27 protein-coding genes are annotated in these 25040 nt (G+C 67.8%); 10 read left to right on the top strand and 17 right to left on the bottom strand.

The window, feature by feature from the left end:
• Positions 1-41: 41 nt before the first annotated feature.
• The 5 genes from ACWF99_RS17835 to ACWF99_RS17815 form a co-directional block, all read right to left on the bottom strand.
• A complete protein-coding gene (locus tag ACWF99_RS17835; protein ID WP_452536840.1) occupies positions 42-1328 on the bottom strand; it encodes a serine hydrolase domain-containing protein in 1287 nt (428 codons plus the stop codon).
• A gap of 110 nt (positions 1329-1438) precedes the next feature.
• Positions 1439-1978, bottom strand: coding sequence for a hypothetical protein (locus ACWF99_RS17830; RefSeq protein ID WP_378636192.1), 540 nt, complete (start codon positions 1976-1978; stop codon positions 1439-1441).
• 155 nt (positions 1979-2133) lie between these two features.
• Positions 2134-2736, bottom strand: a complete 603-nt coding sequence (locus tag ACWF99_RS17825; protein ID WP_452536838.1) for a DUF305 domain-containing protein — start codon at positions 2734-2736, stop codon at positions 2134-2136.
• A gap of 65 nt (positions 2737-2801) precedes the next feature.
• Positions 2802-3326, bottom strand: a complete 525-nt coding sequence (locus ACWF99_RS17820; RefSeq protein WP_452536836.1) for a DUF6153 family protein — start codon at positions 3324-3326, stop codon at positions 2802-2804.
• Between the two features lie 48 nt (positions 3327-3374).
• A complete protein-coding gene (locus ACWF99_RS17815; protein ID WP_452536834.1) occupies positions 3375-3953 on the bottom strand; it encodes an AMIN-like domain-containing (lipo)protein in 579 nt (192 codons plus the stop codon).
• A 402-nt stretch (positions 3954-4355) separates the two neighbouring features.
• On the opposite strand from ACWF99_RS17815, the gene ACWF99_RS17810 reads away from it, so the two are divergent.
• Together ACWF99_RS17810 and ACWF99_RS17805 are read left to right on the top strand one after the other, a co-directional pair.
• Positions 4356-5504 (top strand): class I SAM-dependent methyltransferase, encoded by a 1149-nt coding sequence (locus ACWF99_RS17810; protein WP_378636204.1) that lies wholly within the window; start codon positions 4356-4358, stop codon positions 5502-5504.
• 150 nt (positions 5505-5654) lie between these two features.
• Entirely contained in the window at positions 5655-6512 is an 858-nt protein-coding gene (locus ACWF99_RS17805; RefSeq protein WP_378636207.1) for a Bax inhibitor-1/YccA family protein, read from the top strand.
• Positions 6513-6572: 60 nt separating this feature from the next.
• Here the strand turns inward: ACWF99_RS17805 and ACWF99_RS17800 are convergent, their stop codons facing one another.
• Both ACWF99_RS17800 and ACWF99_RS17795 read right to left on the bottom strand, forming a co-directional pair.
• Entirely contained in the window at positions 6573-7793 is a 1221-nt protein-coding gene (locus tag ACWF99_RS17800; RefSeq protein WP_378660691.1) for an acetyl-CoA C-acetyltransferase, read from the bottom strand.
• A gap of 61 nt (positions 7794-7854) precedes the next feature.
• Complete coding sequence (locus ACWF99_RS17795; protein WP_378636213.1) at positions 7855-8724, bottom strand: SGNH/GDSL hydrolase family protein; 870 nt, start codon at positions 8722-8724, stop codon at positions 7855-7857.
• Positions 8725-8837: 113 nt separating this feature from the next.
• Between ACWF99_RS17795 and ACWF99_RS17790 the strand changes: the two genes are divergently transcribed.
• Positions 8838-10220, top strand: coding sequence for a cystathionine beta-synthase (locus ACWF99_RS17790; protein WP_378636216.1), 1383 nt, complete (start codon positions 8838-8840; stop codon positions 10218-10220).
• On the opposite strand, the gene ACWF99_RS17785 is transcribed toward ACWF99_RS17790, so the two are convergent.
• Positions 10188-11159 carry a LysR family transcriptional regulator gene (locus ACWF99_RS17785; protein WP_378636219.1) on the bottom strand — a complete coding sequence of 324 codons (972 nt, stop codon included), beginning with the start codon at positions 11157-11159 and terminating at the stop codon, positions 10188-10190. The two genes, ACWF99_RS17790 and ACWF99_RS17785, sit on opposite strands and share 33 nt — an antisense overlap.
• Positions 11160-11309: 150 nt before the next feature.
• Here ACWF99_RS17785 and ACWF99_RS17780 point away from each other — a divergent pair, with 150 nt between their 5' ends.
• Entirely contained in the window at positions 11310-12560 is a 1251-nt protein-coding gene (locus ACWF99_RS17780; protein ID WP_452536831.1) for a Glu/Leu/Phe/Val dehydrogenase dimerization domain-containing protein, read from the top strand.
• Positions 12561-12618: 58 nt separating this feature from the next.
• Here ACWF99_RS17780 and erm read toward each other — a convergent pair whose 3' ends face one another.
• A complete protein-coding gene (gene erm, locus ACWF99_RS17775; RefSeq protein ID WP_452536829.1) occupies positions 12619-13443 on the bottom strand; it encodes an ErmE/ErmH/ErmO/ErmR family 23S rRNA (adenine(2058)-N(6))-methyltransferase in 825 nt (274 codons plus the stop codon).
• Positions 13444-13876: 433 nt separating this feature from the next.
• Between erm and ACWF99_RS17770 the strand changes: the two genes are divergently transcribed.
• The gene (locus ACWF99_RS17770) at positions 13877-14710 is read left to right on the top strand and encodes a membrane protein (protein WP_452536827.1); all 834 of its coding nucleotides are present in this window, start codon (positions 13877-13879) and stop codon (positions 14708-14710) included.
• A gap of 75 nt (positions 14711-14785) precedes the next feature.
• Here the strand turns inward: ACWF99_RS17770 and ACWF99_RS17765 are convergent, their stop codons facing one another.
• Positions 14786-15130, bottom strand: coding sequence for a DUF6401 family natural product biosynthesis protein (locus ACWF99_RS17765; RefSeq protein WP_452536825.1), 345 nt, complete (start codon positions 15128-15130; stop codon positions 14786-14788).
• A gap of 157 nt (positions 15131-15287) precedes the next feature.
• Here ACWF99_RS17765 and ACWF99_RS17760 point away from each other — a divergent pair, with 157 nt between their 5' ends.
• Positions 15288-16589 carry an NtaA/DmoA family FMN-dependent monooxygenase gene (locus ACWF99_RS17760; protein WP_452536823.1) on the top strand — a complete coding sequence of 434 codons (1302 nt, stop codon included), beginning with the start codon at positions 15288-15290 and terminating at the stop codon, positions 16587-16589.
• 157 nt (positions 16590-16746) lie between these two features.
• On the top strand, positions 16747-17028 hold the full coding sequence (locus tag ACWF99_RS17755; RefSeq protein WP_378636231.1) for a hypothetical protein: 282 nt from the start codon (positions 16747-16749) through the stop codon (positions 17026-17028).
• A 1-nt stretch (position 17029) separates the two neighbouring features.
• On the opposite strand, the gene ACWF99_RS17750 is transcribed toward ACWF99_RS17755, so the two are convergent.
• Positions 17030-18211 carry an acyl-CoA dehydrogenase family protein gene (locus tag ACWF99_RS17750; protein WP_378660710.1) on the bottom strand — a complete coding sequence of 394 codons (1182 nt, stop codon included), beginning with the start codon at positions 18209-18211 and terminating at the stop codon, positions 17030-17032.
• A 98-nt stretch (positions 18212-18309) separates the two neighbouring features.
• Between ACWF99_RS17750 and ACWF99_RS17745 the strand changes: the two genes are divergently transcribed.
• Positions 18310-19452, top strand: a complete 1143-nt coding sequence (locus ACWF99_RS17745) for a cystathionine gamma-synthase (protein WP_378636236.1) — start codon at positions 18310-18312, stop codon at positions 19450-19452.
• Positions 19453-19543: 91 nt separating this feature from the next.
• Here the strand turns inward: ACWF99_RS17745 and greA are convergent, their stop codons facing one another.
• Both greA and ACWF99_RS17735 read right to left on the bottom strand, forming a co-directional pair.
• Positions 19544-20035 carry a transcription elongation factor GreA gene (gene greA, locus ACWF99_RS17740; RefSeq protein WP_056813695.1) on the bottom strand — a complete coding sequence of 164 codons (492 nt, stop codon included), beginning with the start codon at positions 20033-20035 and terminating at the stop codon, positions 19544-19546.
• Positions 20036-20293: 258 nt separating this feature from the next.
• Positions 20294-20755 (bottom strand): DUF4307 domain-containing protein, encoded by a 462-nt coding sequence (locus ACWF99_RS17735; protein WP_452536820.1) that lies wholly within the window; start codon positions 20753-20755, stop codon positions 20294-20296.
• Positions 20756-20875: 120 nt separating this feature from the next.
• Here ACWF99_RS17735 and mca point away from each other — a divergent pair, with 120 nt between their 5' ends.
• Both mca and ACWF99_RS17725 read left to right on the top strand, forming a co-directional pair.
• Entirely contained in the window at positions 20876-21742 is an 867-nt protein-coding gene (gene mca, locus ACWF99_RS17730) for a mycothiol conjugate amidase Mca (protein WP_378636242.1), read from the top strand.
• Complete coding sequence (locus tag ACWF99_RS17725; RefSeq protein ID WP_378636354.1) at positions 21742-21987, top strand: hypothetical protein; 246 nt, start codon at positions 21742-21744, stop codon at positions 21985-21987. The genes mca and ACWF99_RS17725 overlap by 1 nt, the downstream gene beginning before the upstream one ends.
• Here ACWF99_RS17725 and ACWF99_RS17720 read toward each other — a convergent pair.
• From ACWF99_RS17720 to ACWF99_RS17705, 4 genes are all read right to left on the bottom strand, one after another.
• The gene (locus ACWF99_RS17720) at positions 21984-22208 is read right to left on the bottom strand and encodes a hypothetical protein (RefSeq protein WP_452536818.1); all 225 of its coding nucleotides are present in this window, start codon (positions 22206-22208) and stop codon (positions 21984-21986) included. The genes ACWF99_RS17725 and ACWF99_RS17720 overlap by 4 nt on opposite strands.
• Positions 22209-22249: 41 nt before the next feature.
• Positions 22250-22648: an NUDIX hydrolase gene (locus ACWF99_RS17715; protein ID WP_378636247.1), complete on the bottom strand. Its 399-nt coding sequence runs from the start codon at positions 22646-22648 to the stop codon at positions 22250-22252.
• Between the two features lie 75 nt (positions 22649-22723).
• Positions 22724-23560: an ethanolamine ammonia-lyase subunit EutC gene (gene eutC / locus ACWF99_RS17710; RefSeq protein ID WP_378636249.1), complete on the bottom strand. Its 837-nt coding sequence runs from the start codon at positions 23558-23560 to the stop codon at positions 22724-22726.
• Positions 23561-23619: 59 nt separating this feature from the next.
• On the bottom strand, positions 23620-25032 hold the full coding sequence (locus ACWF99_RS17705) for an ethanolamine ammonia-lyase subunit EutB (protein WP_378636252.1): 1413 nt from the start codon (positions 25030-25032) through the stop codon (positions 23620-23622).
• Positions 25033-25040: the final 8 nt, after the last annotated feature.

Here is a 25040-nt window from a genome sequence, read left to right as displayed (position 1 = left end):
TACGCGACCGGCGCCGAGGTGCCCAGAGATCTACACCCGGATCAGCGGATTCCCGGTGTGCGCGGGTCGGTGCCGACGCATCCCAGGATGACGCATCCCGGTGGCGAATCCGCGAACGGGGCCTTCGGAGTTTCGCCGAGGCAGTCGAGGAAGTTGCAACCGGGGTAGGCGTACGGGCCGACGCCGAGCGTGCCGAAGAAGGCATCGGGCCGGGCGATCATCGGATCGGTCACGCTCACATCGGGACGTTCCCGATACTCGCCGGGATCGGGGATCTGCTGGTCGCGGAACGCGGAGACGAGCGTGCGCATCACGTCGTGGGTGTAGGTGGTCGAACTGCCCACCGTCGCGACACCGGTCCAATTCAGCACCAGGCCGAGGCTGGGCACGATGAAGCTGTCGTTGCGCAGCATGCCCGACATCTTCACGGCGTCGTCGGGCAGTCCGGGGAACTCGAGCCGGCACGGTGCGCCGTTGATCACGAACAGGAAGCCGTAGCAGGGCATGCTCGGCGACGGTGACACGGCCGCGCGCATGTAGTCCTCGGAGATCACCTGCCGGTCGTTCCAGCGACCTCGATTGCCCACGAGCAGACCGAGTTTCGCGAAGTCGTCCGGCGGCAGGATCAAATGCGCGTGGCCGTAGGTGTTTCCGGCACGATCGCGGGCCCAGTAGTAGTCGCTGCGGGTGATGCCCAACGGGTCGAACAGCTTTCGCTGCGCGAAGGTCTGGAAATCCTCGCCGACCGCCTGCTGCACCACGTAGACCAGCAGGTCCACCGCGCGCTGGCTGTAGCGGAACATCGTGCCCTGCGGGCGTTCGATCGGCATCGCGAGTGCCTGGGCGACGACATTGGGATCGAGTTGCGCCAGCCCTGTCGCGCCCTCCGCCGCCACGGCGACTTCCATGCCGGAGGACTCGGTGAGCAGATTGCGCACGGTGATCTCCCGGTGCGCGGCGTCGCCGAGACCCGGCGGCAGATAGCGGCCGATCGGCTCGTCGATCCGCAGCAGCCCCTCGTCGACGGCGGCCCCGGCGACGAGTGCCACGACACTCTTGGTCCCGCTCCACAGATTCCACGCCACCCCACCGGATTCGGCGTTGCGCGGGCCCGTCGCGATCAGGCAGTTGTTGCGGTACAGCTGGATGTTGAAGCGGGTCACGTCGGTGGCCCGCGCCATGGCGGCGGCCAGCACGGCGGGGTCGAGCGCGGCTTCGGCCGGTGTCGCGGACTGCGGGGTGCGGCCGGTGGTGACCTCACACTGCTTCGCGGTGACCGGGTCGGCCGTCGCCGGACTCGGGAGCCATGCCCCCGAAATCAGGGTCATCACGGTAATCGTCGCTGCCACAACGTATTTCAGATAGCCCTGCACGCAACCCTCCAGATGGTGTGTCCGGAGGGGAATCGTGAACGATCACGTTCTTGTTACGAGGGAACTCAGCTGCCGTACGGCGTGCACACCGCGATCGCTTCGTCCTTGGACGTGTTGAAAATATCGATCACGCCGTTGAGTTCGTCGGTGGGCGCCCGGCGTTCGAGGGTGTCGGCGAGGGTATTGGTCTTCTCGATGTAGGCGCGCAGCGGCACGGACAGATCGGTGATCACATCGGCGGTGATCTTGCGGTCGAGGTCCTTGGCGCTATTGCGCAGGGTGGTGACCGCGTCCGTGGCCTTGGCGTCGGCATCGGGTGCCTGATCGTTGGACGCCGCGATGTAGGCGTTGAACGAGGTCACCGAGGTCTTGTTGGCCGAGCGCAGGCCGTCGCACGCTGTGTCGTTGGCCGCCTCGATCTTCGCCGCTTTCGACGACGACGCCGCCGCGGAGGACGCCGCCACCTCGGAGGTGTACGAGGCGAGCTCGCTCTGGTTCACCTCGGCGGTGCCCGGCACCTGCTGGGAGCAGGCGCCGAGGAAGATCACTCCGGTCGCGGTGGCCGCGAACGCGGTTCCGAGCCCCAGCCGTTCCAGTACTCGCATTTCTCTCTCCTGCCTCGAGATTGCAGGCACCGGTTGGGCCGGAGCCGAACATATCGACCGTACTGGCAACTTCCGGGTGACGTCAGGTCGCGGTGACGATTTCGATGACGAACCGAGACGCGGCGCCGGGGTGTCGGGCCCGGCGCCGCACCCGGTCAGTTCTGTCCGAGCATGCCGCGCATGGTGGCGATCTCAGCCTCTTGATCGGCCACGATCGCCGTCGCGAGCTGGCGTGTTTGCGGATTCACGCCGACGTTCAGCTCGGTCTGGGCCATCCCGACCGCGCCCTCGTGGTGCTCGATCATCATCTCCAGCCACTGCCGGTCGAAATCGGCGCCGTTCGCGGCCTGCAGACTGCTCATCTGCGCGTCGGTCATCATGCCGGGCATATCGTGCCCGCCGTGCTCTTCGGTCGCGCTCGGCGCGGGCTTGCCGAAACCGGCGAGCAGATCGGTGATCTGCTGCATCTCCGGCGCCTGTGCCTTCTCCACCTGGGCGGCCAGTGCGATGAGCTGCTGGTTCTGGGTGTGGCTCGGCACCATCTTCGCCATCTCGACGGCCTGCGCGTGATGCGGGTACATCATCTGCAAGAAGGTGACGTCGGCATCGTTGAAGTCGGTACTCGCGGCCGCGCTGGTCGAGGTGGTGGTGGTGGAGTGCTCGGTGGTGTGCGTGGTGGTGCTGTCGTCGCTACAACCCGCCGCGAACAAGACGGTGGCGGCAGCGGCGACGAGGACGTGGGTACGGCTGATGGACATGGTGATCCTCCTGGGGATTCGGGTGAGGTGTCGAAACTGGCAGGGCACGCGTGGTGCCGTGCCTGTCAGATCCGCAGAATCGCCAGTTGGGACAGGGTGAGGACGGTCCACGGTGGTGGGCGTTCGCGTCGGCCGCGCCATGCCGTCGACGGTTGCCGAGCGGCTTCGGAGGTGTCGCCGAGGCGGTAGAGCAGGACCAGGGTCAGTGCGATGGCGAGTGCGGCCAGGACGAAAACGCAGGCGTGGACGGCGGCGTGCTCATCACAGCCCGCCGCGCCGCAGCCTGTGTGCGGGTCGGCCGGGGCGGCGATGAGCACCGTCGAGTCCGTCGACGGAGCTCCGGCGAGAACTGAGATGTCCTGGCCGGAGTGGTCGATCGCGAGGACCCCGGCGTGCTCGCCGGTCGGAGCCGCCGCCGGACGCGGATCCGAGTGGTCGGTGGCGACCGGAGCCTGCGGGCCGTGCGCACTGTCGCTCGCGTGCGCGGTGCCGAAGACCGCTGAGTGCATGGCGACGATCCCGGCGAGCAGCATCAGCACGGCGAGCGCCCTGGCAATGCCGGGTGCGCGCGCGGGCTGCTGGTCCATCACGGCGACCAGTCTAGCGATCGCCGGCGTGATACCCGGTAGGGGTAGGAATCACGGGGTGGCGATGTCGACGACCAGGCGCGGGGGATCGGCGAGAGCGGTGACGGAGAACGGTGGCTGGTCGGCGTCGAGGCCGATGAACGACTGGGTGACGCCCTCGTAGACCAGCTTCTTGTAGACACCGGTGATGGTCGGCGCGCCCGGATCGGTCACCGGATCGGGCCCGGCGAACGGGGGAACGGTCGAGTCGAACGGATACGCCGAGCCGAGAATGCGCACCTCGAGAATCGCGCGTCCTGCCACGTCGACGGTCTTGCCGCTGCCGTCCTGCACCGCGCTGTCGGTGTAGGCCACCTGCCAGCCGGGGGACCCCGTGCCGCCGAGCTCGTAGACCACGCGGTCGAAGCCGGGCTGCCTGCCGATCCGGATATCGGTGACGGTCAGTGCCGCGCCCGGGGAGGCCGCGCCGGACTTCGGGCTCGCGTCGGTCGGCACTTCGCCGGTGGCATCGGCGAACGTACTGGTGGTGCTTGTAGTCGGCGGCGCGGCGGCCGGTGCGTCGTCGGTGCCGCAGCCGGATACCGACACCGCGGCCGCGGCGATCAGCACGAACACGAGGGCGTTGCGCATGAGGCTGATGCTACGCAGGGACAGCGGCGTGGTGGGCGAAGTAACACGGGGCGTGTTCGGGCTACCGAAAGTTTGCTGATTACTTCGAAATGGGAGCTGTTGCTGTTGATGCGCGCAGGTCGGGGCCGGGATTTTCGGTGAACGCGTACCAGTTCCGCGGTTAGCGCGACCTGCGGTGATCGGTTCCGGCGCGGGCCGGGTGGTGGCCTTCGGCGAAGCATTGGGAAACAACGAAATTCGTGAGGCCGGCGAATCCGGAGCGATCTGCCAGGCCGTCGCGAATCGATGGAACCTGTTAGTGCTCAGTGAAATACATCCCACGACGACCCGTCCGGAGCTACCTCGCCGGTCGATACCGGGGCCGGATGTGACGGTGGGGCAACGATCTAGCACACTTGCCGGGTGGACAGTGTTGAGGACGTATTCGACCGACTACGCCGGTATCCGGATGTGGAGGCGCCGAACCTCTATGCCGTCGACGCCGCCGACCGACTGATCCTCGACACAGCCGCCGATGCCCTCGCGGCCGCGGGTAGCGGTGAGGTTGCGGTGATCGGCGACGCCTACGGCGCGCTCACCCTCGGGATCGCCGCGCAGCACGGACTCGCCGGTATTCGCGTGCACCAGGACCTGATCACCGGCGAATCGGCGCTGGCGGCCAATGCCAAGACCCTCGGTCTCACCGATCGCTACACCGCCCACGCCCTCGACGCCGACCTGCTGTCCGGGGCGCGCGTGGTCGTGATGCGGTTGCCGCGGATGCTGTCGGGTGTCGCCGAGATCGCCGAGGCCATCGCCCGCTACGCCGCCGACGATGTGGTGGTGTTCGCGGGCGGTCGCGACAAGTACCTCACTCCGGCCATGAACGAGATACTCGCCGAATTCTTCGCGCAGGTCCGCGCGGGCCGGGGTCGGCAGAAGTCGCGTGTGCTCGTGGTCGGCGAACCACTGCCGGTGGGCGAACCCCGGTTCCCGGTGCGCGAGCACGTCATCGAGATCGACGGCGATGTCGTCGCGTTCGGTGCGGCCTTCTCGGGCTCGCGCCTCGACATCGGCACCCGCTTCCTGCTCGAGCACATGGACCGGATGAAGCCCGACGCGCGCGATGCCGTCGATCTCGGCTGTGGCACCGGCATTCTCGCGGTCGCGCTGGCCAAGTCGCGCCCGCACATCCGGGTGGTCGGCACCGATCAGTCCGCCGCCGCCGTCGCCTCGGCGAGGGCCACCGCCGAGGCCAACGGCGTCGGCGATCGGGTGACGGTGGTCCGTGACGACGCCATGTCCTCGGCGGCCGACAACAGCGCCGACCTGGTGCTGTGCAATCCGCCCTTCCATGTCGGCGCGGCCGTGCACACCGGTTCGGCCATCAAGATGTTCGTGGAGACCGGCCGCGTGCTGCGGCCCGGCGGAGAACTGTGGACGGTATACAACTCGCACCTGAACTATCGCGGCGTAGTGGAGCGGATGGTCGGGCGCACCGATGTGATCGGCCGGAACCAGAAGTTCACGGTCACGCGGTCCGTTCGTGGTCTGCGCGACGTACAACGATAGGGCGACCCGAAAGCGGTAGAGTCCGATTTGTCCGATCGGGCGGGCGGTGTGGTCCTGGACCGGATCGCTGGGAACTTTGTCCGATCGTGGCGCGTTGAACAGGGCAGTTGGAGCTTGTACAGCGACTCGTAACTCCAAGAAAGGCGCACGGTGCGTACCTCATCGAATCCGGTGTTCAAGAACCTTCCCCGCCAGGAGGGTGTCGGCGGTTACGCGAACTTCGGTTCGGGCGTAGCCGGCGCGGGCCAGCTGGGCAACCAGCAGTACGGCGAATACGGGCAGCAGTACGGCCAGCAATTCCAGCAGGCCCCTGCCACCCGCGCGATGACCATCGACGACGTGGTCACCAAGACCGGCATCACCCTCGCGGTGCTGACCGTCTCGGCGATCATCTCCTTCGCGCTGTCCAGCGCGAACCCGTCGCTGGCGCCACTGTTCGTCATCGGCGGCGCCATCGTCGGCCTGGTGCTCGTCCTGATCGCGACCTTCGGCCGCAAGATGGACAACCCGGCCATCGTGCTGTCCTACGCGGCCTTCGAGGGCCTGTTCCTCGGCGCGCTGTCGCTGATGTTCACCGACACCGAATTCGGCGGTGTGGGCGGTAGCGCCCTGATCGGCCAGGCGGTGCTCGGCACGTTCGGCGTGTTCTTCGGCATGCTCGTCGTCTACAAGACCGGCGCCATCCGCGTGACCCCCCGCTTCACCCGCATGCTGATCGGTGCGATGGTCGGCGTGCTGGTGCTGATGGTCGGCAACCTGATCGCGAGCTTCTTCACCGACGGCGGCTTCGGCCTGCGCGACGGTGGCGCCCTGGCGATCGTGTTCAGCCTGGTCTGCATCGCCATCGCCGCGTTCAGCTTCCTGCTCGACTTCGACGCCGCCGACCAGCTGATCCGCGCCCAGGCCCCCGAGAAGGCCGCCTGGGGTGTCGCCCTCGGCCTCACCATCACCCTGGTCTGGCTCTACGTCGAGATCCTGCGCCTGCTGAGCTACTTCCAGCGCGACTGATCGACGACACGAAAGCGGCCCACCTCAATGAGGTGGGCCGCTTTTTTTGGGTCTGCTGTCTCAGCTGAGACGCTCGATGACCAGCGCCATGCCCTGGCCGCCGCCGACGCACATGGTCTCCACGCCGAACTGCTTGTCGTAGGTCTGCAGGTTGTTCAGCAGGGTGGTGGTGATGCGGGCACCGGTCATGCCGAACGGGTGGCCCAGCGCGATCGCGCCGCCGGAGACATTGAGCTTGTCCTCGTCGATCTTCAGCTCACGTGCCGAACCGAGCACCTGCACGGCGAAGGCCTCGTTGATCTCGAACAGGTCGATGTCGGAGACCGACTTGCCCGCGATCGCCAGCGCGCGCTTGACGGCCTCGACCGGGCCGAGGCCCATGATCTCGGGCGACAGGCCGGAGACACCGGTGGAGACGATGCGGGCCAGCGGGGTCAGGCCCAGCTCCTTGGCCTTGGTGTCGCTCATGATCACCAGCGCCGCGGCGCCGTCGTTGAGCGCGCAGCAGTTACCGGCGGTGACGGTGCCGTCGGGACGGAACACCGGCTTGAGCTGGCTGACCGCCTCGTAGGTGACGCCGGCGCGCGGGCCGTCGTCCTTGCTCACGATCGAGCCGTCGGGCAGGGTCACCGGGGTGATCTCCCGCTCGAAGAAACCGGCCTTGATGGCCTCTTCGGCGCGGTTCTGCGAGCGCACGCCCCAGTGGTCCTGGTCCTCGCGCGAGATGCCGGTCAGCGACGCGACGTTCTCGGCGGTCTGGCCCATCGCGATGTAGGCGTCGGGGAGCAGGCCGTCTTCACGCGGGTCGTGCCATGCGCCCTTGCCGCCCTGGGCGGTCTCGGCGGTGCGGGCCTCGGCCTCGGCGAACTCGGGGTTCTTGGTGTCGGGGGAGCTGTCGGCGGAGCCACGGGCGTAGCGCGAGACGGTCTCCACGCCGGCGGAGATGAACACGTCACCCTCGCCTGCCTTGATGGCGTGGAAGGCCATCCGGGTGGTCTGCACCGACGACGCACAGTAGCGCTGCACGGTGGTGCCAGGGACGACGTCGAGGCCGAGCTGGATGGCGAGGATGCGGCCCATGCCGAAGCCGCCCTCACCGGCGGGAGAGCCGGTGCCGAGGATGATGTCGTCGATCTGCGTCGGGTCGAGCGAAGGCACCTTGGCCAGCGCGGCACGAATCATCTGCGTGGTCAGGTCGTCCGGGCGCATTCCCGCCAGTGACCCCTTGACGGCACGGCCGATGGGGGAACGGGCGGTGCTGACGATGACGGCCTCGGGCATGAGGACTCCTTTTCGCGTTGTTCGACGTGAACGGCTGTTTACATGCCGGTCATTCTCGAATCTACGTCTCCAGCTGCGCGACGGGAAGAGCAGGGCGGTCGCGCACCTGGGCGATCAGCACGGGAAGCAGCTGCGCGGCGGCCAATTCGTAGCCTGCCGCGGACGGGTGGAATCCGTCGGTGGCGAAGAGGATTTCGGGCGCGGCGCGGAACTCCGAGGCGACCAGCGGCGAGCCCATCGGCACCGCGATGCCGCCCGCGATGGTGGTCGCGACCGTCTGCGCCTTGGCCAGCCGCACACTCCAGTTCGCGACGATGGTGCGCAGCGGTTGCTGGATCGCGGTGACGGTGCCCAGGTTCGGGCAGGTGCCGACCACCACCAGCGCGTCGGCCTCGCGCAGCCGCGACACCGCGGCGGCCAGCCTGCGCGCCGAGGCCCGGATGGAGTGCTTCTTGGTGATGTCGTTGGCGCCGACCAGGATCACCGCCGCGTCCGGCGGCGGCCCCGCGACGAACATCGCGTCGACCTGTCCGGCCAAGCCCTTCGAGGTGGCGCCGGAGATGGCCTTGGTGCTCAACCGGATGCGCAGGCCGGTGGCCTCGGCCAGCCCGCGGGCCAACCGCACCCCCGGCACATCGGCGGCGCCGAGGCAGCCGAGCCCGGCCGCGGTGGAGTCGCCGAAGATCATCAGGTGCAGGTCGACCGGCGTCGTCTTACGCCACGGTTCCGGCAGGCTCGCGCCCGGCGCGTACACGCCATCGGCCTCGGGCGGCTTGGAGGTATCGCGGCCGATCACCGCGCGCGCCGCACCCGCCTGCGTCATCAGCAATCGATACGTCGCCCAGGAGACAGTTCCGGCGCTCGATCCGGCGAGCACCGTAGTCGCTCCGGTCACGGCCGCCGTTCGCCAGCTGATTCGAGGTGCGCTCACATTCGAAAATTCTACGACGGAGATCGCGATGAACGGAGATGTCGGCCACTTGCGGCCTGGTGGGCGCCCCTCCGCTCGGCGTCGGGCGCAAGTGCTCGGCTACCCTCGGCACCATGCGCATCGCGGATCATGTCGTCGATCTCATCGGCAACACCCCCCTTGTTCGGCTGAACTCGGTGGTCGGCCCCAACGCGGGCCTGGTGGCCGCGAAGGTCGAATACCTGAACCCGGGCGGCAGCTCCAAGGACCGGATCGCGGTCAAGATGATCGACGCCGCCGAGCAGGACGGACTGCTGAAACCGGGCGGCACCATCGTCGAGCCGACCTCGGGGAATACCGGTGTCGGCCTGGCGCTGGTCGCCCAGCAGCGCGGGTACAAGTGCGTGTTCGTGTGCCCGGACAAGGTCAGCGAGGACAAGCGCAACGTGTTGCGTGCCTACGGCGCCGAGGTCGTGGTCTGCCCGACCGCCGTGCCGCCGGAGCACCCCGACAGCTATTACAACGTTTCCGATCGCCTGGTCAGGGAGATCGAGGGCGCCTGGAAGCCCAACCAGTACTCGAACCCGGGCGGCCCCGACAGCCACTACGAGACCACCGGTCCCGAGATCTGGGCCGACACCGAAGGCAAGGTCACCCACTTCGTCGCGGGCGTCGGCACCGGCGGCACCATCTCGGGCACCGGCCGTTATCTCAAGGAAGTGTCCGGCGGCAAGGTCAAGATCATCGGCGCCGATCCGGAGGGCTCGGTGTACTCCGGCGGCACCGGCCGCCCCTACCTGGTCGAAGGTGTCGGCGAGGACTTCTGGCCCACTGCCTACGACGCGTCGATCCCCGACGAGATCATCGCCGTCTCCGACGCGGACTCCTTCGAGATGACCCGGCGCCTGGCTCGTGAGGAAGGTCTGCTGGTCGGTGGTTCCTGCGGCATGGCCGTGGTCGCCGCGATCGAGGTCGCCCGCCGTGATCCCGACGCCGTGGTGGTCGTGCTGCTGCCCGACGGTGGCCGCGGCTACCTGTCGAAGATCTTCAACGACAAGTGGATGAGCTCCTACGGCTTCCTCCAGACTCCGCTGGAAGCCGGCCCGGAACCGCTGGTCGGCGACGTGCTGCGCGGCAAGTCCGGCGCCCTGCCCGACCTGGTGCACACCCACCCGTCGGAAACCCTGCGCGACGCCATCGAGATCCTGCGCGAATACGGCGTCTCCCAGATGCCCGTCGTCGGCGCCGAGCCGCCGGTCATGGCCGGCGAGGTCGCGGGCAGCGTCACCGAACGCGACCTGCTCTCGGCGGTTTTCGAAGGCCGCGCCAATCTCACCGACTCCGTTGCCCAGCACATGAGCCCGTCGTTCCCGCTGATCGGCTCGGGCGAGCCCCTCTCGACCGCCACCAAGGCACTGTCGGATTCCGACGCGCTGATGGTCGTCGAAGACGGTAAGCCCGTCGGCGTTATCACCCGCCACGATCTACTCGGTTTCCTGAGCACCGGCAGCATCTGAGGTCCGGCGCACGGTGGGTGCGGTGCGGATATCGGGGGCGAGTCCCTTCTTCGCCGCGGCGGTCCGGATCGCGTCCACCACCAGCAGCAGCGCTGCCCGGCCCGCCGAGTTGGTGCGGTAGGCCAGCGACACCGTGCGGGTGAGGGCGTCGCCGAGCGCGACGATGTCCACCCCGGGTGGGCGCAACGCCAGACCCAGATCCGACACCAGCGTCACACCGAGTCCGGCCGCGACCATCGCCATCGAGGTCGCCTGCTCTTCCAGCTCGTGGTCGATGCGCGGCCGCAGCCCGGCGGACTGGAACGCCAGCCGCGCCGCGTGCCCGAAGTGCGATCGGGCGGGCGCGATGATCCACGGATGCTCGGACAACTCGGCCAGGGTCACGCCTGCGGCGGGTACCGCGCCGGCCGGGACGGCGGCGTGGATCCGTTCGACGCCGATGATCGCGCGTTCCAGGCCACGGTCCCAGGTCATCGGATAGTTCGAGTAGTCGAGCACGAACGACAGGTCCAGCGTGCCGTCACGGACCGCGGCCGCCGTCGATTCCGGCGCGAGTTCGGTGGTGCGCACCAGAATGCCCGGGTGTGAGGCGGCGAGGGTGGTGAGCGCGTCGGGGAGCAGGCCGGAGGCCACCGACGCCCACACTCCGGCGGTGATCTTCGCCGTCACCGATCCGCCCGCTTCCTCGAGCGCCTGAGTCGCGCGCTCGACCGCGGCCAGGATCTCTTCGGCGTGCTCGGCCAGCACGATCCCGAGGTCGGTGAGCTGCACTCGGCGCCCGCGTCGTTCGAACAGCCGGGTGCCCGCGTCGCGTTCGAGCTGCGCGAGCTGTTGGGAGACCGCCGACGCGGTGTAGTGCAGAGCGGCCGCGGCGGCCGTGATGGTGCCGCGGCGGTGTAGCTCGCGCAACATTCGCAAGCGGGCCAGAGACAGGTCCATAGCACCGAGCGTATGCACTGTGCAGGAACCGTGAAGGGTGCCGTGAACGAACCGTAAATAGACGCGCGGCCAGGGGCCGCGCAGGCTTGGTGCTACCGGGGACGACGAGGTCCGCCACGGGCGATCACGACGAATGAGGAGGTGGGCACCATGACGATGCTGGACCCGGCCACAGGTACGCCGCAGGTGACGCACGGCGTTGCGGGCACATCGGCGGACCCGGCCATCACTCCCGCGAACCGTCGTTGCGAGCCGTACCTGCGTCTGCACTGGACGGATTCGCTCACCGACGCGGTCGGCTACCTTGTCGTCCACACCCTGCGCGGCGGCCTGGCCACCGGCGGCACCCGGATGCGCGCCGGTTGCACGCTGCGTGAGGTCGAGGATCTGGCGCGCGGCATGGCGAACAAGACCGCCACCTTCGACCTCCCGATCGGCGGCGCCAAGGGCGGGATCGACTTCGATCCGAAGGATCCGCGTGCGGTGGACGTGCTGGAGCGGTTCTGTGAGGCGATGCGCCCGTGGCTCGACACGCACTGGGTGACCGCCGAGGACCTGGGGGTTCCGCAGCACCTGATCGACACGGTCTTCGACAAGCTCGACCTCGACCAGAGCTTCCACGCCGCGATCCGGCGCTCCGCCGACCCGGCGGCGACGCTGGCGCGGGTCCGCAGCGGGCTCAACGCCGCGGTCGACGGCGGCTTCCTGCTCGGTGACGTCATCGGTGGTTTCGGTGTCGCGCACGCCTGTCTGGCCGCGGCGGTGCAGTGGGGGCAGGCGCCTGCCGACACGACGGCCGCGATCCAAGGCGTGGGCACCATGGGCGGGGCGGCGGCGTACTACCTGCACGAGGCCGGGATGAAGATCACCGCGGTGGCCGATGCCGCGGGCACCCTGTACTGCGCCGAGGGTCTCGACATTCCGGCGCTGCTGGAACTGCGCGACGGCTACGGCGAGATCGACCGGTCCCGCCTGCCCGCGGGCATCGAGGAGATGCCGCGCGGCGCCGTGATGTCCACCGACGTCGATATCCTTGTGCCCGCGGCGATCTCGTATGCGATCACGCCGGACAACTCCTACGACATCCGGGCCCGCGTCGTCGTCGAAGCCGCGAACGCCGCCACCACCCCGGAAGCCGAAGCCATGCTCGCCGCCCGCGGCGTCCCGGTACTGCCCGATTTCGTCGCCAACGCCGGTGCGGTGGCCTGGGCGTGGTGGTTGCTGCTCGGCGAAGTGGACGACGTCCCGGATACCTCCTTCGACCGGCTCCGCACCACCATGCACGACAAGGTCGCACAGCTGCTGATCGCATGGACCGACGAGCACATCACCCCCCGCGAGATCGGCCACCGCTGGGCCGACGACCCGTCACCGCTCACCGGACCGGTCGTCATCCCCTGACAGCGCGGCATGGGGGAGTCGGTGCTGCCCGCACAAATGAAGGCAGCACCGACTCCCGTCAGCAGGTGAGCATCGAGTGCAGATCCACCCACTGGTCCGGGTGGACATAGGCGACGACAGTGTTGTGGTCGATGCCGGTGGCGGTCAGCGCTTCGTCGACGCCTCGGTAGCGGGTACGCAGCGAAGCGCGTACCGTGCCACCGATACCGGAGTAGCCGGTTCGCACCAGCTCGGTGTAGGAATCCTGTTGTCGCACAAGTGGTTCCGGTCTCCTGGTGATCCGCAAGATCGCCGAATCGACCGACGGGACCGGGCGAAAGCTGTGGCGAGGTACCTGCCCGTGGAGTTCCCAGCAAAACCACGGCCAGGTCGTCGCGGTCAGTAGGCTCCAGCGGCCGTAGTCGCCGGTGCGTTTGCGGGCGTATTCGCGCTGGGTGAGCAGTGTCGCCGAGGTCAGGGCCGGTGCGGTCAGGCACCAGTCGACGATCTCGGCGGTCACGGAGAACGGGATGTTGCCCACCACGGCGAACGGCTCACGGGGAGCCCTGGCCTTGGTGAAATCGCCACGGACGACGCGGATTCCGTCCTCGGACCGGGTTCGTGCCGAGAGCTTGGCCGCGAGCAGTGGATCGATCTCGTACGCGGTGACCTGAGCGCCCCGGCGAGCCAGTGCGTGCGTGAGAACGCCTTCGCCCGCACCGGGCTCGAGAACTGTTCCCGCCGGATCGGCCACCGCCACTATCGAGTCGACGGCGGCACGATCCACCAGAAAGTTCTGGGACAGTGTTCTTCTCGCGTGGTCACGGGCGGTCCGACCGCCACTCTTGCCGGTGACCTTGCGCTGAGTGTGTGAGTAGTTTCGATGTGCGAAATCCTGCGCCACGGCAGTTGCCCCTTCGGGTCTTCGAGTCGAATGAGTCTCGAAGGGCCCTGGGCGCGCCGGTGGACGCCGATGAAGTTATCCGCGTCCGCTAGCGGGCCAGAGCCCGGTTGTAGCGGAGACGAATGAAGTAGTGGCACGACATGCGACCGACTCTAGGAAGCGGTCGAGAACCGGGCAACCGAATTTCGGACCGGCGCCGATCGGCACGCCGACCAGCACCGCCGCGGTGGCCTCCCTGTCCGGCGCAACTGTGCGGCCGCCGGCATGCCGAGCGCGAGCCCCCACCGAGATCCGTGGGTCACAGTGGCTCTGACCGGCCGTGAGCAAATTTATCGCAACTGTGCGGATTCGATGAGAATTACCTGGGTAAACAGCAAAAACAGGTGCATCGGCAATTCAGCCGCACTGATCGGAATGAGCGAAAGGATAGGCCGTGGATACCTCCGTCATTGCGATAGATTTCCAGCAGGGCTTGACCGACGCATGGAGTTCGGTCGCGCAGTTCGTCCCCAAAGCGGTGGCATTCGTCGCCATTCTTCTCGTCGGCTGGATCATCGCGAAGGTGGTCGCCAAGATCGTGAACGCGGTGCTGGAACGTGTCGGATTCGACAAGCTCGTCGAACGTGGCGAACTGCGGAAAATGATGTCCCGCAGTAAATATGACGCCTCCGACATCATCGCCAAGATCGCCTATTACGCGATTCTGTTGATCGCGTTGCAGATCGGTTTCGCGGTGTTCGGGCCGAACCCGGTCAGTGCGCTGCTCACCAGCATCGTGGCGTGGCTGCCCAAGGCGGTGGTCGCGATCGTCATCGTGGTGATCGCCGCGGCGATCGCTCACGCGGTGAGCGATCTCGTCTCCAACGCGCTCGGTGGGCTGTCCTATGGGCACATGCTCGGCCGGATCGCGGCGGTGTTCATCTGGGGTATCGGCATCATCGCCGCGCTGAACCAGATCGGTGTGGCGACCTCGGTGACCACCCCGGTCCTGATCGCCGTGCTCGCCACCATCGGCGGCATCCTGGTGGTCGGCGTCGGTGGCGGCCTGGTCAGGCCCATGGAACAGCGCTGGAGCAATTGGCTCGGCAACCTGGAATCGGAGATGCCCGCGATGAAGGGGCATGCCCAGGCCTACCAGCGTGGCCGTGAGGACGCCCTGCGGCAGGGCGAGCAGGTGGCGCCGAGTGCGGCCGAGCAGGCGCGGGTCACGCCCGGCGCGACCTACCCCGGAGGAGAGCCGGGCTGGGGCGGCGAAACCGTGCGGTAATCACGTGCGGTAATCAACGGCCATCGGCGCACCGTCACCTTCGGGTGGCGGTGCGCCGATGTCGTCGGTGGGGTATCAGTCGGCGGCGTACGCGCACACCGCGGCCAGGCGTAACTGCAGCCAGTCGGCGTCGTGCCAGTTGTCCGGCGCACCCGCGAAGAACCCGTCGGCCCGCTCGGCGAAATGGTCGAGCAGTCCGCGGACATAACCGGCGAGCAGAATGATGAGCGGCACCCGGGCCGAATCGTCGACGCCGAGATCGAGAATGTCGCGCACCGCGGCGGCATGCTGGTCGAGCTGGGCGGACAGTCCGGGTACCAGCGCGGCGACGGCAGCCGCGGGTGCTCCGAACTCGGTGTTCAACTGCTGTAATTGTCGTTGCGCCGAGAGTTCGAGCAACGCGGGACCTGGCGCAAACATTGCAATATGGTAGCAATCTCTCCGTCGCTGATGAAATTGGATCGATTCAAGATCAATAGCGTGACCGGGCGAATAGGGCGCAACATTTCCGCGGTCGATCGAATTCGGTTGAGCGCAACCATGGTCGCTCGCCCAGTGCCCTGCTGGACTGTCGAGCATGGGCAGCGAACGTCGGAAATTGAAGACCGTCACCGGGGTCAGCGGATCGCGCGATGTGTACGCCGCGGCACTGGACCCGACCCGTTCCACGCTCGAGGAAGGTATCCGGATCGCGCGGATCGCACAGCAGAACAAGATCGGTGCGATCTTCGCGGCGGACCTGCTCGGTTTCGGCGCCCAGGGGGCGATCGGCGCGCAGGAACCACTGATCCAGCTCGCCGCCCTCGGCGCGGTGACCACCGATGTCGGCCTGATCGCCACCGTGTCCACGACCTTCCATCATCCCTATAACCTGGCCCGGCTCTTCGGCACGCTCGACCACATCAGCAATGGCCGCGCGGCCTGGAACGCGGTGACCTCGTCGCTGGGCGAGGAGAACTACGGCGACCGCGATCTACCGAGCCCGGAGCAGCGCTACGCGCGCGCCACGGAATCCATCGAGGTGGTCAACGCGCTGTTCGACAGCTGGCGACCGGGCGCGCTGCGGCCGGACGGCGCGGGGGGCGCGATCCTGGACGAAACGCTCGTGCGGCCGATCGACTTCGCCGGACAGCATTTCTCCGTCCGCGGCCCGCTGAACATCCCGCCGCTGCCCCAAGGCAGGCCGGTGCAGTTCCAGGCCGGTCAATCCGCGGGCGGCGTCGAACTCGGCGCACGATTCGCGGAGGTGGTGTTCACCTCGCTCTCGACGCTCGAGGACGCGATCACCTATACGAAGAAGATCCGCACCCGCGCCACCGAGTTGGGCAGGCCGGACGGGCTTCCGCTCATCTTCAGTTCCTTCCACGCCACCTACGGAGCGACGGAGGAAGAAGCCCGCAGGTTGGTTCGCGAGGCCGCGGAAGCCACCGATTTCGAGGCGGGGCGCCGGCAACTGGCCGACATGCTGGGTGGCGGCATCGACCTGTCCGAGCTGCCGCTGGACAAACCCATTCCGGAAACGCTGCTGCCGCAACTGGATTCGGTGCACCGGCGCCGTGGGCGGGTCGAGATATTCGCCAAGCTCGCCGCCTCCGGCGCGACGCTGCGGGAACTCGTCATCGCCGCCAAGGACACCGGCCACTGGGCGGCGGCGGGCACGCCCGAACAGCTGGCCGACGCGATCGAGGAGCGCTATCGGGCGAATGTGCTCGACGTGATCTCCCTCGGCGGGTTCACCGACGAGCGCACCCACGATTTCGTCGTCAACGGTCTGCTGCCCGAGCTGCGTCGCCGGAAGCTGCTCGACACCGATTATCTGGGCGCGACCTACCGCGAGAATCTGGAACTGCCCGCGCCGACCTCGGCGACGAGGGCGTAGCCGGCGAGATGTGATCGAGATCGCGGACTTGCGTGAACCGGGCGTCCGATGGACTCTGAATGGGTATAACCGTTCCGAGACAACTTTCGGCAAACCAGCTCGGCGAGCGAAGGGATCCGCAGTGCAGGTCACCGACCCGGCCGTTCACCTGTTCGGCATGAGCACGGTAATCGCTGCTAGCGCAGGGTATTCGGCGCAGTCGAGGATTTCCTGCGCCTGGCGCCGCTCACCCTACGCGCCATTGCTCGGTCGTCTCGCCGCCGCGATCTTCTGGGGTTGCGGCAGTGTGGCCGGGCTGACCGTGCTCGGCATTCCCACAGCGATCACCGTGCCGATCGCGCTGACGGTGCTCACCGTGGTGATCGTGATGCTCGCCGCGGCTTTCGCCGGCGGCATGATCAGGCCCGCGCCGAGGCCGAGCCTGTCGGCTCGACCCTGAGCTACCGGAACGCGTTGGCGTCGGTGAGCGCCTTGCCGATGACCAGCTGGTGCACCTCGGCGGTGCCCTCGTAGGTCAGCACGGACTCCAGGTTGTTGGCGTGCCGCAGCACCGGGTAGTCGAGGGTGATCCCGTTGGCGCCCAGGATGGTCCGGCATTCGCGAGCAATCGCGATGGCCTCGCGCGTGCTGTTCAGCTTGCCCGCGCTGATCTGCTCGCCGGTGATCTCGTGCCGATCCTTCAATCGGCCCAGGTGCAGGGCGAGCAACTGTCCCTTGCCGAGTTCGAGCGCCATATCGGCCAGTTTGGCCTGGGTGAGCTGATAGCCCGCGAGCGGCTTGTCGAACACCTCGCGGGTGCGGGCGTAATCGATCGCGGAGCTCAGGCAGTCGCGCGCTGCGCCGAGCGCACCGAAGATGATGCCGAATCGCGCCTCGCTCAAGCACGCCAGCGGCGAACTGAGCCCCCGTGATTCGGGCAGCACGGCATCGGCGGGCAGGCGCACGTCGTCGAAATCCAGTGCGGCGGTGATCGATGCGCGCAGCGACAGCTTGCGATGGATCTCACGGGTGGTGAAACCCGGTGTGCCCGCGGGCACCAGGAAGCCGCGCACCCGCGGCTTGTCCGCCCCGGGCTCCTCCGCATACGCCCAGACGACGGCGACGTCGGCCACCGACCCGTTGGTGATCCACATCTTCGACCCGTTCAGGACCCAGTCGTCACCGTCGCGGCGCGCCCGCGTGCGCATGCCGCCGGGGTTGGACCCGAAATCGGGTTCGGTGAGCCCGAAGCACCCGATCACCTCACCGGCCGCCATCGCGGGCAGATACTGCTGCTTCTGCTCTTCGGAACCGAAGAAATGAATGGCCGCCATCGCCAGCGAGCCCTGCACCGACACCATGCTGCGCACGCCGGAGTCGATGGCTTCGAGTTCCATGCACGCGAGGCCGTACGCGGTGGCCGACGCGCCCGCGCAGCCGTAGCCGTCGAGGTGCATGCCGAGCAGCCCGAGCTTGCCCAGTTCCGGTGCGATCTCGCGGACCGGGAACGTGCCCTCCTCGAACCAGTCGGCCAGGTGCGGTCGCAGCCTGCGTTCCCCGAATCGCGCCACTGTGTCGCGGATTTCGCGCTCCTCCGACGACAGCAACGGATCGATGGCGAACAACTCTTCGACAGTGACCATGGCGTGAGCTTAACCGCAGTACCAGCCCCGAAACCGACACTTCGACCAGCCCGATACCCCCGCGATCGCACCCGGAGCAGGCCAACTAGTCTGAGGTGATGAGTGAGCTGGGATTCTCCACCAGGGCCGTGCACGCCGGATACGAACCCGATCCTCAGACCGGTGCGGTCAACGTGCCCATCTACGCGAGCTCCACCTTCGCCCAGGACGGCGTCGGCGGCATGCGCGGTGGCTACGAGTACGCGCGCACCGGCAACCCCACCCGCACGGCGCTGGAAGCCAACCTCGCGGCCCTCGAATCGGGCAGCTACGGGCGTGCCTTCGCCTCGGGTATGGCGGCCACCGACTGTGCGCTGCGCGCCATGCTGCGCCCCGGCGATCACATCGTGATCCCCGACGACGCCTACGGCGGCACCTTCCGGCTCATCGACAAGGTCTTCAGCCAGTGGGGCATCGAGCACTCGCCCGCCCACATCGCCGACCTCGACGCGGTGCGCGCGGCCATCCGCCCCAACACCAAGCTGGTGTGGATCGAGACGCCGACCAACCCGCTGCTGAGCATCGGTGACATCCCCGCGCTGGCCGATATCGCCCACGAGGCCGACGCGAAGCTGGTGGTGGACAACACGTTCGCCACCCCGTACCTGCAGCAGCCGCTGCTGCTCGGCGCCGACGTGGTGCTGCACTCGACCACCAAGTACCTCGGCGGTCACTCCGACGTCGTCGGCGGCGCGCTGATCACCAACAGCGCCGACCTCGACAAGGACTTCGCGTTCCTGCAGAACGGCGCGGGCGCGGTCCCCGGCCCGTTCGACGCCTTCCTCACGATGCGCGGCATCAAAACCCTCGCCGTGCGCATGGAGAAGCACTGCGACAACGCCGAGGTGATCGCGGAGTTCCTGACCAACCATCCGGCCATCTCGCAGGTCATCTACCCCGGTCTGCCCACGCACCCCGGCTACGAGATCGCGCAGAAGCAGATGCGCCGCAGCGGCGGCATGATCTCGGTGCGCCTGGCCGGTGGCCGGGAAGCGGCGCTGAAGTTCTGCTCGCGGACCGAGATCTTCACGCTGGCCGAATCGCTGGGCGGTGTCGAATCGCTCATCGAACACCCCGGTGCCATGACCCACGCCAGCACCGAGGGTTCGGCGCTGGAAGTCCCCGCCGACCTGGTCCGGCTCTCGGTCGGCATCGAAGACATCAGCGATCTCCTCGCCGATGTCGAACAGGCGCTGAGCTGAGCGGGACCCGACACACATGACGAAGCGGCCGCATCCGGTATCCGGATGCGGCCGCTTGCGTTCGGGTTCTGAACGTACGGGTTCAGCGAGATCAGCTGTGGTACGGCTCCGCGCTGACCAGCGTCACCTTCATGGTGTTGCCGTTGGGGAGTGTGTACTCGCGGGTCTCGCCCACCTTGGCGTCGATCAGCGCCCCGCCCAGCGGCGAGTTCGGCGAGTAGGCCTCGAGGCCGGTGGCGCCGAGTCCCTCTTCGCGGGTCGCGATCAGGAAGGTTTCGGTATCGCCCTCGTCGCCGTCGTAGTAGACGGTGACGACCGAGCCCGGCAGCGCCACACCGGATTTGGTGGGGGCGACGCCGACCTTGGCGTTGTTCAGCAGTTCCTGCAGCTGGCGGATACGCGCCTCCTGCTGACCCTGCTCTTCACGCGCGGCGTGGTAGCCACCGTTCTCCTTGAGGTCGCCCTCTTCGCGGCGCTCGTTGATCTCGGCGGCAATGACCGGACGATTGGCAATGAGCGAGTCCAACTCGCCCTTGAGCCTGTCGTGCGACTCCTGGGTAAGCCAGGTCACATTCTCGGTCATCTCGATCACTCCCTAGTAGTTGTTCCCGGCGCACCGGGATTCCCTGAAACCAGCGCGAAACCTCCCGGAGGAGGGCATGCACCAGCCCGACGGCTGGAGCGATCCTGGGGGTGAACCCGATACCCGCAAACAGCACCGCTGGCCGCCAATGCAGCAAACACGGCTCCGAACCCCGGAACCGTGTATCAGCCCATTTTAGCATGTCTCACAAAAATGCAGGTCAGCCTAGTCAGGCGGGCTATTTGCGGTGCTGGCTCACTATTCGCTGGTGCGCAAATACCCAGGAATCTGGTCGCTGCAACCATAAATATCGCCCGCCGAAGCGCGTGTCGACGACTTCACCGTAGTGCTCACCTGCACGCTGGTCGAGTCCGAGCCCGGTACGAGTACTTCGCGCCGGCCCACCTCGGTGCCGTCGCGGTCCATCGCCCGCACGAAGCAGACCACGGCCTGCTGTGGGTCGTCGCGGGTGACCTTGATCCGCATGTCCAGCGTGGCGTCGTCGACGACCACGTAACCCAGCTGCTCGGTCTCGATCGCCTTCGGGCCATATTTCTGGAAGCCGAGATAGGCCACCGCGAAGCCGGCCGCCACCACGCCGACACCGAGCAAAACCATCAGCCACAGGCGACGCGCAGGTGGTTTCGTGCCATATCGATCGGCGTGTCGCGCTGCTGCGGCGGCCGAGGTCGCGGCGGAGTCCGGTGCGGGCTCGGTCATCGTTTTCGCGCTCCCGGGGGTGGTCGGAACAAACAGGGGGTCGGATGGAACTATAGGTAACGACATCTGACACCCGCGAGCGAGAGCGACGGTGAACGAGAAGTGAGTGGCCTTCGCCTCATGGCAGTGCACGCCCACCCCGACGACGAATCGAGCAAGGGCGCCGCGACGACCGCCAGGTACGCCGCGGAGGGCGTCGAGGTGCTCGTCGTGACGTTGACCGGCGGCGAGCGCGGCAGCATCCTGAACCCGGCCATGGACACCCCCGGCGTGCTGGACCGGATCAACGAGGTCCGGCGCGAGGAGATGGCCGCGGCCGCGCACGCGCTCGGCGTGCGTCAGCACTGGCTGGGATTCGTCGACTCGGGCCTACCCGAGGGCGACCCACTGCCGCCGCTGCCAGAGGGCTGCTTCGCGCTGGTGCCGCTGGAGGAATCCACCGAGGCGCTGGTGCGCGTGATCCGCGAGTTCAAGCCGCAGGTGATCACCACCTACGACGAGAACGGTGGCTACCCGCACCCGGACCACATCCGCTGCCACGAGGTCTCGATGGCCGCGTACGAGGCGGCGGGCGATCCCACGAAGTTCCCCGAGGCGGGCGAGCCGTGGACGCCGCTCAAGCTCTACTACGACCACGGCTTCAGCATGAAGCGCCTGGAAGCCTTCGCCGAGGAGTACGAGCGCATCGGTGAACCGTTCCCGCTGCAGGAGTGGCTGGACCGGATGAAGCAGTACATGTCGGAGCGCGGCGACATCATGGGCCGCGTCACCACCCAGATCGAATGCTCGAAATACTTCCCCCAGCGTGACGACGCCCTGCGCGCGCACGCGACCCAGATCGATCCCAACGGCGCGTTCTTCGCGATCCCGTTGGAGATGCAGCAGCGGCTCTGGCCGACCGAGGAGTTCGAATTGGCCAAGACGCGCGTGTCCACCGCCATCCCGGAGACCGACCTGTTCGCCGGCATCGAGGACAACGACCGGTGATGTTGGTCTACCTCGCACAGCAACCGACGGGCCCCGAGTTCGGCAAGGCCTCCCCGCTCGGCCTGCTGGTCATCCTGATCCTGCTGGCAGGCACGGTGCTGCTGGTCCGCTCGATGAACAAGCATCTCAAGGGGCTGCCGGAAACGTTCGAACCCGAGCACCCGGAACCGGATCAGAAGGCCGACGACGGCACCGAGCCCGGTGTGATCGCGGTCGAGGAATCCGAGCCGAAGCAGAACTCCTAGCGCGCCGCGGCGAGGTCGGCGACGAGTTCGCCGACCAGGTCGCGCGCGGTGGCGGCGTGTTCGGCCACCGACCGCGGCGCGCCGCCGGCACTCAACTCGATCATCGTGTTCAGCAGGCCGAACAGCGCGACGAGCTGACGTAGGGCGGCGCGGCGTTCGGACACTGTCATCGGCGCGGTGGTTATCGGCAGGTTCACGACTATGGGATCGTCACTGTTCACAGGTTCGTTTCTGCCGATACTCAATCGACGCCGTGCGCGAACTACCAGTCGATCAGGTCGAGTTCGTGCAGGCGCCGGAACACCATCATCGAACCGGGCGCGACGTGCTCCATCGCGGCGTATTCACTCACGGTGAAGTAGCGGAATTCGGCGATTTCGCCGGTGGCGTGGGGTTCGCCGGTGAGTTCGGCACGGAAACAGGTCATGTGCAGGCCGGTGTTGCGACGGTGCCCGAAAGCCTCGGCCTCGAAGACGCCGAACTCGGCGACCCCGGCCAGGCCGACACCCAGTTCTTCCTCGATCTCGCGATGTAGCGCCTGTAAAGGGGTCTCGCCGGGGTCGATCTTGCCGCCCGCCATGTAGAAGACATCTTTGCCTTCGGGACGCGTCTGAATCAGCCTGCGGTCGCGGACATGGGCGAGGGCGGCGGTGCGGATCATGGGGATCACTCTAGGGAGCGTTCGGCCCCGTCTCGTGCCGAACGTGCTCCGCGTCACGCTGGTGTCTGGGTCAGCTCACCGAGACGATGCCCGCGGCGGCGCGTCGACGGTCAGCGTTTCGGCCGCGGCCAGCGAGTCGGTACGCGAGGTGTCTTTGAGGTCGACTCCCGAGCGGCCGAGTGCGCGGGCCCCCGCGACCAGCCCTGCCACCACGCGGGCGGCGTCGGCGTAGGTGAGGCCGTCTGGTGGGTGGATGTTGGAGACGCAGTTGCGTTCGGCGTCCGCGCGGCCGGGGCGCGGTAGGTGGGTCAGGTAGATGCCGAGGCTGTCGGCGACCGAGAGGCCCGGGCGCTCGCCGATCAGGACCAGAACAGTGCGCACGCCCATGGCTTCGCCGATGTGGTCACCCAGCGCCACTCTGGCCTGGGTGGCGATCACCGGTGGGGCCATGGTGTAGCGGTCGCCGAGTTCGGTTGCCAGGGCGGCGAGGAGATCGGGGGCGTGCTCGGACAGTGCCAAGGGGGACAGCCCGTCGGCGAGAACGAAGCCGATGTCCGCGCCGGTGGCGGTGACGGGGGTGAGATCGTCGGGCACCCGGCCGAGATCGGGGCGGCGCAGGTACTCGGCGCGATCGGCCGCCCTGCTGGCTACGGTGACCGGAGTGCCGAGGCCGAGTGCGGCGATGTGCTCGGTGAACGTCGCGACATCGAGAGGAAGGTGCACGGCGTCACGGGCCGCGGCGTGTGCGGCGCGCAAGGCGAGGACGTCGGTCGTCGGCAACGCGTCGCCCGTGCGGCCGAGCCCGATTCTGGCTTGCGTACTGCCCCGGAGATCTCGCCAGAAGTCTTCGGCGACAGGCGATCGCGTCTCGTGCGCGGCAGCGACCGGTGGGGCCGGAACAGGTGGGGTCACAGGCGGTTCCGTTTCTGCGTCGATGTTCGTGAGCGGTTCGTCCGGCTGACGCGGTGCGCTCATCGAGTGGCTGTCAGGGCTCGCAGGGGTGAGGACAGCGGTTCCACCTGTCGCACACGGCCGTTCGCGTCGAGCATGCCGAGGCCCGACAGCCAGGCCTCGAATTCCGGTGCGGGCCGCAGGTTCAGGACCTGGCGGGCATACAGGGCATCGTGGAACGACAGGCTCTGGTAGCCGAGCATCACGTCGTCGGCGCCGGGCACCGCGATGACGAAGGCGCAACCGGCAGCGCCCAAAAGGGTGAGCAGGGTGTCCATGTCGTCCTGGTCGGCCTCGGCGTGATTGGTGTAGCAGACATCCACGCCCATCGGCAGGCCGAGCAGTTTGCCGCAGAAGTGGTCTTCGAGTCCGGCCCTGATGATCTGCTTGCCGTCGTAGAGGTACTCCGGTCCGATGAAGCCGACGACCGTGTTCACCAGCAGCGGTCGCAGATCCCGGGCCACGGCGTAGGCGCGCGCTTCCAGGGTCTGCTGGTCCACGGGCCGATCGCCGACGCCCAGATGGGCATTCGCGCTCAGCGCCGACCCCTGGCCGGTTTCGAGGTACATCACGTTGTCGCCGACAGTGCCGCGCTGTAGCGATCGTCCCGCCTCGTTCCCCTCCCGCAACAGCGAAATGTTCACGCCGAAGCCGGTATTGGCACCCTCGGTGCCCGCGACGGACTGGAACACCAGGTCCACCGGCGCACCGGCCTCGATCAACCCGATGGTCGTGGTGACATGGGAGAGCACGCACGACTGCGTCGGGATGTCGAAGCGCGATCGCACCTCGTCGAGCAGATGCAGCAGATCCGCGGTGGCCTGCGGCGAATCGGTGGCCGGGTTGATCCCGATCACCGCGTCGCCACAGCCGAGCAGCAGCCCGTCCAGGGTGGCGGCGGCGATCCCGCGCGGATCGTCGGTCGGATGATTGGGTTGCAGCCGTGTGCTCAGCCGGCCGGGCAGGCCGATGGTGGTGCGGAATCCCGCGGTCACCTCGGCCGCCTTGGCCACCGCGATCAGGTCCTGATTGCGCATGATCTTGCTCGCCGCGGCCACCATCTCCGGCGTCAGCCCCGGCGACACCGCGGCCAGGGTCGCCGCCGAATCCTCGGTGGCGGCGACGGCGAGCAACCAGTCCCGCAGCCCGCCGACCGTCAGGTGCGCGATCGGCCCGAAGGCCACCCGGTCGTGACTGTCGATGATCAGCCGGGTGACCTCGTCGGTTTCGTACGGCACCAGGGCCTCGTTCAGGAACGTGGTCAGCGGTACCTCCGCCAAGGCCCACTGCGCCGCGGCACGTTCGGCGTCGGTGGCGGCCGCGCAGCCGGCGAGTTCGTCGCCGCTGCGCAGGGGCGTGGCCTTCGCCATCAGGTCGATCAGACCGTCGAAGGTGTGGGTCGTGACGCCGATTGTGCTGCGGTACACGGTCATCGGGTCCC

The organism is Nocardia sp. NPDC055002 (genome assembly GCF_053608825.1).
The sequence above is the reverse complement of the archived record's forward strand: the minus strand, read 5'-3'. Positions and strand labels throughout refer to the sequence as shown.

Excerpts from the sequence above, each read along its gene's own strand:
- ACWF99_RS17835 (WP_452536840.1), bottom strand. The coding sequence starts at position 1,328 with ATGACCCTGATTTCGGGGGCATGGCTCCCGAGTCCGGCGACGGCCGAC.
- ACWF99_RS17830 (WP_378636192.1), bottom strand. The coding sequence starts at position 1,978 with ATGCGAGTACTGGAACGGCTGGGGCTCGGAACCGCGTTCGCGGCCACC.
- ACWF99_RS17825 (WP_452536838.1), bottom strand. The coding sequence starts at position 2,736 with ATGTCCATCAGCCGTACCCACGTCCTCGTCGCCGCTGCCGCCACCGTC.
- ACWF99_RS17815 (WP_452536834.1), bottom strand. The coding sequence starts at position 3,953 with ATGCGCAACGCCCTCGTGTTCGTGCTGATCGCCGCGGCCGCGGTGTCG.
- ACWF99_RS17800 (WP_378660691.1), bottom strand. The coding sequence starts at position 7,793 with ATGCCCGAGGCCGTCATCGTCAGCACCGCCCGTTCCCCCATCGGCCGT.
- ACWF99_RS17790 (WP_378636216.1), top strand. The coding sequence starts at position 8,838 with ATGCGCATCGCGGATCATGTCGTCGATCTCATCGGCAACACCCCCCTT.
- ACWF99_RS17785 (WP_378636219.1), bottom strand. The coding sequence starts at position 11,159 with ATGGACCTGTCTCTGGCCCGCTTGCGAATGTTGCGCGAGCTACACCGC.
- ACWF99_RS17780 (WP_452536831.1), top strand. The coding sequence starts at position 11,310 with ATGACGATGCTGGACCCGGCCACAGGTACGCCGCAGGTGACGCACGGC.
- ACWF99_RS17765 (WP_452536825.1), bottom strand. The coding sequence starts at position 15,130 with ATGTTTGCGCCAGGTCCCGCGTTGCTCGAACTCTCGGCGCAACGACAA.
- ACWF99_RS17760 (WP_452536823.1), top strand. The coding sequence starts at position 15,288 with ATGGGCAGCGAACGTCGGAAATTGAAGACCGTCACCGGGGTCAGCGGA.
- ACWF99_RS17755 (WP_378636231.1), top strand. The coding sequence starts at position 16,747 with ATGAGCACGGTAATCGCTGCTAGCGCAGGGTATTCGGCGCAGTCGAGG.
- ACWF99_RS17750 (WP_378660710.1), bottom strand. The coding sequence starts at position 18,211 with ATGGTCACTGTCGAAGAGTTGTTCGCCATCGATCCGTTGCTGTCGTCG.
- ACWF99_RS17745 (WP_378636236.1), top strand. The coding sequence starts at position 18,310 with ATGAGTGAGCTGGGATTCTCCACCAGGGCCGTGCACGCCGGATACGAA.
- greA (WP_056813695.1), bottom strand. The coding sequence starts at position 20,035 with ATGACCGAGAATGTGACCTGGCTTACCCAGGAGTCGCACGACAGGCTC.
- ACWF99_RS17735 (WP_452536820.1), bottom strand. The coding sequence starts at position 20,755 with ATGACCGAGCCCGCACCGGACTCCGCCGCGACCTCGGCCGCCGCAGCA.
- mca (WP_378636242.1), top strand. The coding sequence starts at position 20,876 with ATGGCAGTGCACGCCCACCCCGACGACGAATCGAGCAAGGGCGCCGCG.
- ACWF99_RS17725 (WP_378636354.1), top strand. The coding sequence starts at position 21,742 with ATGTTGGTCTACCTCGCACAGCAACCGACGGGCCCCGAGTTCGGCAAG.
- ACWF99_RS17715 (WP_378636247.1), bottom strand. The coding sequence starts at position 22,648 with ATGATCCGCACCGCCGCCCTCGCCCATGTCCGCGACCGCAGGCTGATT.
- ACWF99_RS17705 (WP_378636252.1), bottom strand. The coding sequence starts at position 25,032 with ATGACCGTGTACCGCAGCACAATCGGCGTCACGACCCACACCTTCGAC.